Genomic DNA, 6,013 nt, shown 5'->3' on the forward strand with positions numbered 1-6,013 from the left:
CTGGCATGGCAAGCTTTAGCGTTAACGCGACCCTTGGTGATTGTTTGAAGTATGGCGAATACATCACTGCAAGTTGTCTTGATTGCCATCACAATGCGAAACTGGATATGCATGGCCTTGCGGATAAGCTTGGACCAGATCACGGTGCGTTGTTCAAAGACATTGCCCATTGATTGAAGTGTTCGGCATGTGGCAGCAAGCGCATTCACCTGATCTATTCGAACATCAGTACTAATCGAGCTGGCCTTGCTAAGAATAGGTGAGGATAAGTTACTCACTCTCTCCCCCTTTCTTGCAGTGCGGTGCGGTCTTCTCGGGCTCGACCTGTAACGAGCAGTATTTTTTCGAGGTCAGCTGATAGCGTTCTTTTATCGGCAGGCTCGTCGGGACCGCATGCAAGACATGCTGAAAAGCTTGCGACGAGAATATCGCCCCATGTCATCTTAGCCATGGTCGCTCACCGCCTTTCAGGGCTTGGCGACTAAGGAATGACGCAACATCGCCTCGCATAATTCGGCCTTTGAATTGGAACTTTTTACGTGACGGCCAATAATCCAGACGCGACCCGTTCACCATTCTTGACCAGTGATATTCGCCGTGTTTCGTCCACCCGCCGTCATCACGCTCTATCGCATTGGACAGAAAGCGTTTTCGGTCTGAATTGAATTTATAAGCACTGTATTCTTTGATTACTTCAAAGTCTTCGCGGCTCATTCGCTCTGCTCCCCTAGTGGGCTTTCATCGATCAAACGACGCTTCAACGTGGCCAATGCACGGGTGACATGCACTCCGTTGATACGGTGCATCGTTCTGAAATTTTCGATATAGCCGTCAACTTCAGCCTCGATATGCTCGATTTGTTCGGCGAGGATGGCCCCAGCGGCGGCTTCTGCTAATTGCGGATAGATGCGTGACAAAGGTTGCGCGATAAGATCCTTGCGCCGATCTTCCATTGCTTTCGCGGCTAGCGCTATCAATTCCTTACTCGCCATATCAGTACCCCCTCGATGGATTGTCGCAATAGCCATTACGGTCATAGTGACGATCAGGCTCATCATCTTGCCGCGTGAAATAATCAGGATGGCCAACCGTTTGAGACTGCATGAAAGCATCCCACCATTTTTGAAGATGCCTTTCTCCGGCAGATTGGCTTGCGTCCAGCTTGGATAGTCTGTCAATGAGGGTCATGGCTGGCCTCCAAGGCGGCGCGGGCGGATGTAACGGCAAAGACTTGGTCGCCTAAAGACATGTCTATTGCACTCAGTCCAGCGATGCCCTCCAGCGCCTTCCTTGCCGCCGCGAGTTGGGTTTCGAGGGCTTTGCGCTGCCTCCATACCTTCACAAGCAATGAAGGATGATCGCCCATATCGGCAGAAAACCGCCATAGATCCGCATCGCATTGGGCTTCGTTGCGTAACTTGCGATCCTTCGACAATTGTTTTTCGCAAGCTGCAAGCTTGGTTTCAGCCTTATCCGCACGGTCGGTTTCTGCGAACCAATGCTGCGTGTTTTCTCTGGCTACTTCGACCAGTGTTTCTACAGACAGGCTGTCGAGATAGCCAGGAGCATCTTCACCGCCCGTGATGGCATAAGCCAGCTTGTAGCGCTCGTCTCCCAACTCCTTAACCCGCGCAGTCAGCGCCGCGTTGTCGGCTTCGGCCTTCAGCCGCAACATATCTGTCTGCGCCCATTTATTTTGCCACTCTTGTAGACGTTTATCCTTCGCCGCAATGATGGCCTCGGCCTGCTCGAAGCGGACGTATTCGCCACCACCCATTTCGACGGCACCATTTCCGAACATGCTTATGTCGTATCGGATCAACCCCTCGACCGGCGCGGCGGGGCGGGTGTTCCAAGCGGTGGCGGCGCCTGCCTCTGTTTCGCCCCATCCGCCAGATGATCCGCAGCCTCGTTCTGTGCCTTCATACCCAGCTGCGCTACAGACGACAGTAAACCCATGATATTCTTCAAATGAAGGATCAAGGTACATCTCAATCTTGAGGTAAGAGGTCTTGTGACAAAACGGGCAAGGCTTCAATTCATTCGCCATGGTTGCTGCCTCCTGTCGGGCGGGTGGATAGACCCCACCAAATTCCATATTGAACCCACTCGTCATATCCAGTTCGGACACCCGGAACCGCGCTATACCAACGTTCAATGCGCTGTGCGTCTCGGAATACAAGGACGTGGCGGATGATAGGGATGCGGTAAAGAATTCCAAGATCAGGCGTCACCCAACCGTTTTTCTCACCGATGAGTTTCCACTCGCTGTGCTCCCTCATTCCGACGCTCCCGGTGAGGCTGGGAGGCGTGCAGGAACTGACGCATTCACGTTATGCCGGTAAAGCATGTCGTATTTTCCGTTCTCGTCCTTGCTTGTGTATTCGTAGCGCCAAGCCTCGCCGCCGCTATGATCTACAAGACCACCGTTGCGGGCTTCCAGAAGCTTCGATAGTTCCCAATGCTTGTGATAGAACTTTCCGCGCTCCGGACCTTCCGCTACAGGCTGAGAGAGTGAGCGATCAGCATCAGACCAACTTTCTCGGCGTTTTAAAGCATCCAATAGAACCGAGAATTTTACGCCACGCTGTAGCGTCACTCCTGGCAGACGAACATCGCAAGGCAATTTCTCCAACGCCTGCGCACGCTGGGATGGGGCAAACTCTATTGCGGACAGGGTGCGAGCCTCATAGTCGGCCTGCGCCGCGGCTTTGGCGGCGGCTTCATCCTTTGCGCTACCGCCTACCTCGTTATACCCGCCTTCAACTGACCAAAACCATTTGCCGTTCGCCTCGTCGTGGGTCCACGTTCGATAAGTGCCGAACTCTGTTTCGCAGCGTGACAGCGTTTCACTTAGAGGCGGCTTGGTCCAATTCAATGCCTTCACCTTCACCCCCGTAAGGAAAGGCATGGCGGCTGTGAGTTCGCGCAACCACTGATATTCGTTGTTCGTATCGGTGACGTCTTCGCCGTGGCCTTCTGAATATGGCCATTCAATAGGCTCGGCCCACATGTGAGGATGGTTATCTTTGAGCGGCGTCTTGGTTATAAGATCAAGCCACCACGCATTGAACGTGTTCGCCATGCGAACGGCTGACAGGTAGTCAGGCGCGGAAATAATATCGTCCGGGCCTTTGATGTTCACACGCCAAAGCGCTTTGTCTGCCTGCACTGCTTCATCTTGGATGGTCATGGGCGTGCCTCGACCGATACATCACTGCCGGTTTCGGACGTGGTGATATTCATTTCCTTGAGGTCGCCAACGCCTTCGACAAAATCGTCGTAACCCTGCACGACATTCCAAGCGACATGTTCAGCCAGATATTCATTATCCGGTCCGCCGCGATCTGTGATCAGGCTGTTAAATTCGTTCCAGAAATCAGCATCGAGCTTGTCAGTGTCGAGCGTGACATCAATGTACTTGGTAACGGCAACGAAATATTTCTGTTTCATGCTCTCGACCTCGCAATCCCTGACTGCATGAGCCGGGACAATGGCAATGGGGGAAGGGCGGATTTATCTATTCGGCCGGACTTTTCAGTCTTTTGGAAGCCTTGACTTCTCAAATTACCTTTTGCGCGAACTATGCCGTTCGCCTTGTCACTCATGCGCTTTGTTTTTGCCGCTCTTGGCGTATCGACAGTACGGGTTTTGTATCCGTGGCAACGTATGCAGACAGCCGCGCAGTTTTCCAGCGTGGGTTCTCCACCAATGCTATCAGCTATGATGTGATCATATTGAACGCCTGCGCTCAGGCTGACGCAACAACGCTGTCCGGCTTCAAAGCCGTACATTTCGCCAACAGCCTCGCATTTCTTGCCAGATCGCTTTAGAGCAGTACGTTTAACTTCCTTCGAGAATTCACGCCGCGCCATGGTTCACCTCCGAGAAATCGGTGAGCGACAGGACAATATCTAGATACTGTTCGCACTCACGGTCGAATGGCCCGCGTACTTCACCTTCAAGCTGCTTCGTCTTTTCGACTTTCACAGCATCATATGGGCGGCTTCGTACGTGGGCTTTGATGAGAAGGGGCTTACTCATGCTGCCGCCCTCGCTGTTTCTCCCGGTTCTACGCCAAGCAATTTGTCAATTGCTTCGAGAACGGCGGTTTTGCTTTCCTGAAATTCGCGCTTTCCCATAGCCTTCATGCTCTGGCTTTGAGCGGTGAATACTTTCACAACTGCCTCGCGATGGATTACAACCGCATAGGCATCCATGGGCTTGACGAACGCGGCCATACGCTCGGCGTCGGCCTTGCTGGCGCATACGATGCTTCGCTCGTCGGCATAGCCACATTTGACCAGCATCTTTTTGCGAAGGTGTTCCGGCGTTGGATATTCTGCCAGCATTTCATCTGTCAGGGTGTTCCATGCGTTTGTGATCGATGCGAAGTAATGATTGTGAGAAGCTTCTGAGCGGTCGTGGTGTTCGACAATCTTGTAAACTTCACCGACAACAAACTGACGATCAGCGTGCGCGGCCCAAAAAGGAGAGGCTGGTACCATGGCCTCACCATTCCATTCCATAGTGATAGGAGCGCTTGACATTATGCTGCCTCCGTGAAGGCTGGATATTCAGTAGCAAGATCAGCAATCGCCTCATCAACCTCTTTAAGGAACAGCGTCACATCGATTTCCAGAGCACGAATGTCTGCATCTACACGGTGATGACGTTTCACGAACAAGCGCATGTGTTCCGGAAAGCGAGGATCGAACGAAACAAAGTCACACCACTGGCGACCAGTGCACGCCATCTGCCAATTCATCTGAGTGATGTATCGTGACGGAATCGTATTGGTGCGAAGCGTGTCCAGGTGAGTTGCTGAATTAGGACATTTGATTTCCAAAAGCCCGTCATCACCGACAAGCCCATCAGGTGACGCGCCTGTCATTGCAATATGCGGATGTGCCACAAAACCAACCTGCACAACGCGCGTGTTCTTTTCGAACTGATAGGCTGACCGTGCGTCAGGCTCGTTGTCCGTGCCCCACTGCATGGCAGAGGACGTGAAGGTTTCTTCTGCTTTTCCGGTAAGGCGCTCAAGAACGAGTTCCGCGAGATAGTTTTTGCGCGATGCTCCGTAGCCAGTTTTTGTCTTTGCGATTACGTCAGCAACTCTGGACGCTGTGACGCGTCCAAGCCGTGCGGCAAACCATTCAACGGAGCCTTGGACAATATCGGTCATTTTGCACCGCCATTCGACTTCTGTTGACGCTTCCACCAATTCTCAATATCTCGAAAGCACTCATTGAACAGGTTTGACGGGAGGTCTGGAATTGCGTCGATCTTGTATTTTTCACAAACAAGATCGATCTGTGCGCCGGACTTTTCGATAAGCTCACGCAACAAAACCACCTGCTCGGCTGTGATCGGGCCTGACTGTTCCGGCACCTTATTGCCGTCGCGGTCATCACCAGTGCTGATGTTGAACAGCATGCAAAGCAGATATCGACGGCCATATGTGGCGGTGCTGCCAAATGCCTGCGTTCCAGTCTTGTTGACCTTGCCCTGTGCACCAGCGCCATCGACCGGAATTTCACCTACACCATTTCTGGAATGACCTTCTTCGTGAGAGATTTCCCAAAGGATGCGTAGCTCGCCCTTGTCGTTGTAGCCATCTGGCTGGAACGAAACTGCAAAACCGTGTGCGTGAATGATCGGCATTGCCTGATCTTCAATTGCTGCTAGGTCCGCATATGTCGAATTAGTGTGGCTGTTCTTGCGCGTCTTTGTGACGACTGGCAATTCAGCCTGGCACTTAGACATTGCCGCGAAATATGCCTTTTTGGCCTGCCGTTCCTCGTCTTCGCGGGCGCGGTCTTCCATGCGCTCCTTCATGTCGAGCATCTTTTCCAGACGGTCGAGAGGGATTGTCGGGTCCATGGCGATGCGTTCGATCTGTCCGTCGTCGAATGATTTGAGACTATTTGTGCTTTTGAAGATTGGAGTTTCCGGCTCGGTTTGGGGGTTGATTTAAGCCGCTTTGGCCTGGTGGTTCAAGCGGCGTTTT

The 6,013-nt window shown here is 52.5% G+C and carries 12 protein-coding genes; 1 reads left to right on the forward strand and 11 read right to left on the reverse strand.

Annotated elements, in window-relative coordinates:
* The first annotated feature begins 5 nt into the window (after positions 1-5).
* A complete protein-coding gene (locus tag ABE530_RS04005) occupies positions 6-173 on the forward strand; it encodes a hypothetical protein (protein ID WP_499693633.1) in 168 nt (55 codons plus the stop codon).
* Positions 174-438: 265 nt separating this feature from the next.
* Here the strand turns inward: ABE530_RS04005 and ABE530_RS04010 are convergent, their stop codons facing one another.
* Genes ABE530_RS04010 through ABE530_RS04060 form a run of 11 tightly spaced genes read right to left on the reverse strand, consistent with a single transcriptional unit; the run spans position 439 to position 5,886 of the window.
* Positions 439-714: a hypothetical protein gene (locus tag ABE530_RS04010; protein ID WP_499693634.1), complete on the reverse strand. Its 276-nt coding sequence runs from the start codon at positions 712-714 to the stop codon at positions 439-441.
* A complete protein-coding gene (locus tag ABE530_RS04015) occupies positions 711-1,178 on the reverse strand; it encodes a hypothetical protein (RefSeq protein WP_499693635.1) in 468 nt (155 codons plus the stop codon). The genes ABE530_RS04010 and ABE530_RS04015 overlap by 4 nt, the downstream gene beginning before the upstream one ends.
* The gene (locus ABE530_RS04020; protein ID WP_499693636.1) at positions 1,175-2,050 is read right to left on the reverse strand and encodes a Lar family restriction alleviation protein; all 876 of its coding nucleotides are present in this window, start codon (positions 2,048-2,050) and stop codon (positions 1,175-1,177) included. The genes ABE530_RS04015 and ABE530_RS04020 overlap by 4 nt, the downstream gene beginning before the upstream one ends.
* Positions 2,040-2,282 carry a hypothetical protein gene (locus ABE530_RS04025; protein ID WP_499693637.1) on the reverse strand — a complete coding sequence of 81 codons (243 nt, stop codon included), beginning with the start codon at positions 2,280-2,282 and terminating at the stop codon, positions 2,040-2,042. Before ABE530_RS04025 ends, ABE530_RS04020 begins: the two co-directional genes overlap by 11 nt.
* Positions 2,279-3,193 (reverse strand): hypothetical protein, encoded by a 915-nt coding sequence (locus ABE530_RS04030; RefSeq protein ID WP_499693638.1) that lies wholly within the window; start codon positions 3,191-3,193, stop codon positions 2,279-2,281. The genes ABE530_RS04025 and ABE530_RS04030 overlap by 4 nt, the downstream gene beginning before the upstream one ends.
* Complete coding sequence (locus ABE530_RS04035) at positions 3,190-3,453, reverse strand: hypothetical protein (RefSeq protein ID WP_499693639.1); 264 nt, start codon at positions 3,451-3,453, stop codon at positions 3,190-3,192. The genes ABE530_RS04030 and ABE530_RS04035 overlap by 4 nt, the downstream gene beginning before the upstream one ends.
* On the reverse strand, positions 3,450-3,875 hold the full coding sequence (locus ABE530_RS04040) for an HNH endonuclease (protein WP_499693640.1): 426 nt from the start codon (positions 3,873-3,875) through the stop codon (positions 3,450-3,452). The genes ABE530_RS04035 and ABE530_RS04040 overlap by 4 nt, the downstream gene beginning before the upstream one ends.
* Positions 3,862-4,044, reverse strand: a complete 183-nt coding sequence (locus ABE530_RS04045) for a hypothetical protein (protein WP_499693641.1) — start codon at positions 4,042-4,044, stop codon at positions 3,862-3,864. Before ABE530_RS04045 ends, ABE530_RS04040 begins: the two co-directional genes overlap by 14 nt.
* Positions 4,041-4,550: a hypothetical protein gene (locus ABE530_RS04050; protein ID WP_499693642.1), complete on the reverse strand. Its 510-nt coding sequence runs from the start codon at positions 4,548-4,550 to the stop codon at positions 4,041-4,043. The genes ABE530_RS04045 and ABE530_RS04050 overlap by 4 nt, the downstream gene beginning before the upstream one ends.
* Complete coding sequence (locus ABE530_RS04055) at positions 4,550-5,188, reverse strand: lambda exonuclease family protein (protein WP_499693643.1); 639 nt, start codon at positions 5,186-5,188, stop codon at positions 4,550-4,552. The genes ABE530_RS04050 and ABE530_RS04055 overlap by 1 nt, the downstream gene beginning before the upstream one ends.
* Entirely contained in the window at positions 5,185-5,886 is a 702-nt protein-coding gene (locus ABE530_RS04060) for an ERF family protein (protein WP_499693644.1), read from the reverse strand. The genes ABE530_RS04055 and ABE530_RS04060 overlap by 4 nt, the downstream gene beginning before the upstream one ends.
* Positions 5,887-6,013: the final 127 nt, after the last annotated feature.

The organism is Brucella sp. TWI559 (assembly GCF_039674265.1).
Taxonomy (GTDB): Bacteria; Pseudomonadota; Alphaproteobacteria; order Rhizobiales; family Rhizobiaceae; genus Brucella; species Brucella chromiisoli.

Excerpts from the sequence above, each read along its gene's own strand:
- ABE530_RS04045 (WP_499693641.1), bottom strand. The coding sequence starts at position 4,044 with ATGAGTAAGCCCCTTCTCATCAAAGCCCACGTACGAAGCCGCCCATAT.
- ABE530_RS04010 (WP_499693634.1), bottom strand. The coding sequence starts at position 714 with ATGAGCCGCGAAGACTTTGAAGTAATCAAAGAATACAGTGCTTATAAA.
- ABE530_RS04005 (WP_499693633.1), top strand. The coding sequence starts at position 6 with ATGGCAAGCTTTAGCGTTAACGCGACCCTTGGTGATTGTTTGAAGTAT.
- ABE530_RS04030 (WP_499693638.1), bottom strand. The coding sequence starts at position 3,193 with ATGACCATCCAAGATGAAGCAGTGCAGGCAGACAAAGCGCTTTGGCGT.
- ABE530_RS04040 (WP_499693640.1), bottom strand. The coding sequence starts at position 3,875 with ATGGCGCGGCGTGAATTCTCGAAGGAAGTTAAACGTACTGCTCTAAAG.
- ABE530_RS04060 (WP_499693644.1), bottom strand. The coding sequence starts at position 5,886 with ATGGACCCGACAATCCCTCTCGACCGTCTGGAAAAGATGCTCGACATG.
- ABE530_RS04020 (WP_499693636.1), bottom strand. The coding sequence starts at position 2,050 with ATGGCGAATGAATTGAAGCCTTGCCCGTTTTGTCACAAGACCTCTTAC.
- ABE530_RS04055 (WP_499693643.1), bottom strand. The coding sequence starts at position 5,188 with ATGACCGATATTGTCCAAGGCTCCGTTGAATGGTTTGCCGCACGGCTT.
- ABE530_RS04035 (WP_499693639.1), bottom strand. The coding sequence starts at position 3,453 with ATGAAACAGAAATATTTCGTTGCCGTTACCAAGTACATTGATGTCACG.
- ABE530_RS04025 (WP_499693637.1), bottom strand. The coding sequence starts at position 2,282 with ATGAGGGAGCACAGCGAGTGGAAACTCATCGGTGAGAAAAACGGTTGG.
- ABE530_RS04050 (WP_499693642.1), bottom strand. The coding sequence starts at position 4,550 with ATGTCAAGCGCTCCTATCACTATGGAATGGAATGGTGAGGCCATGGTA.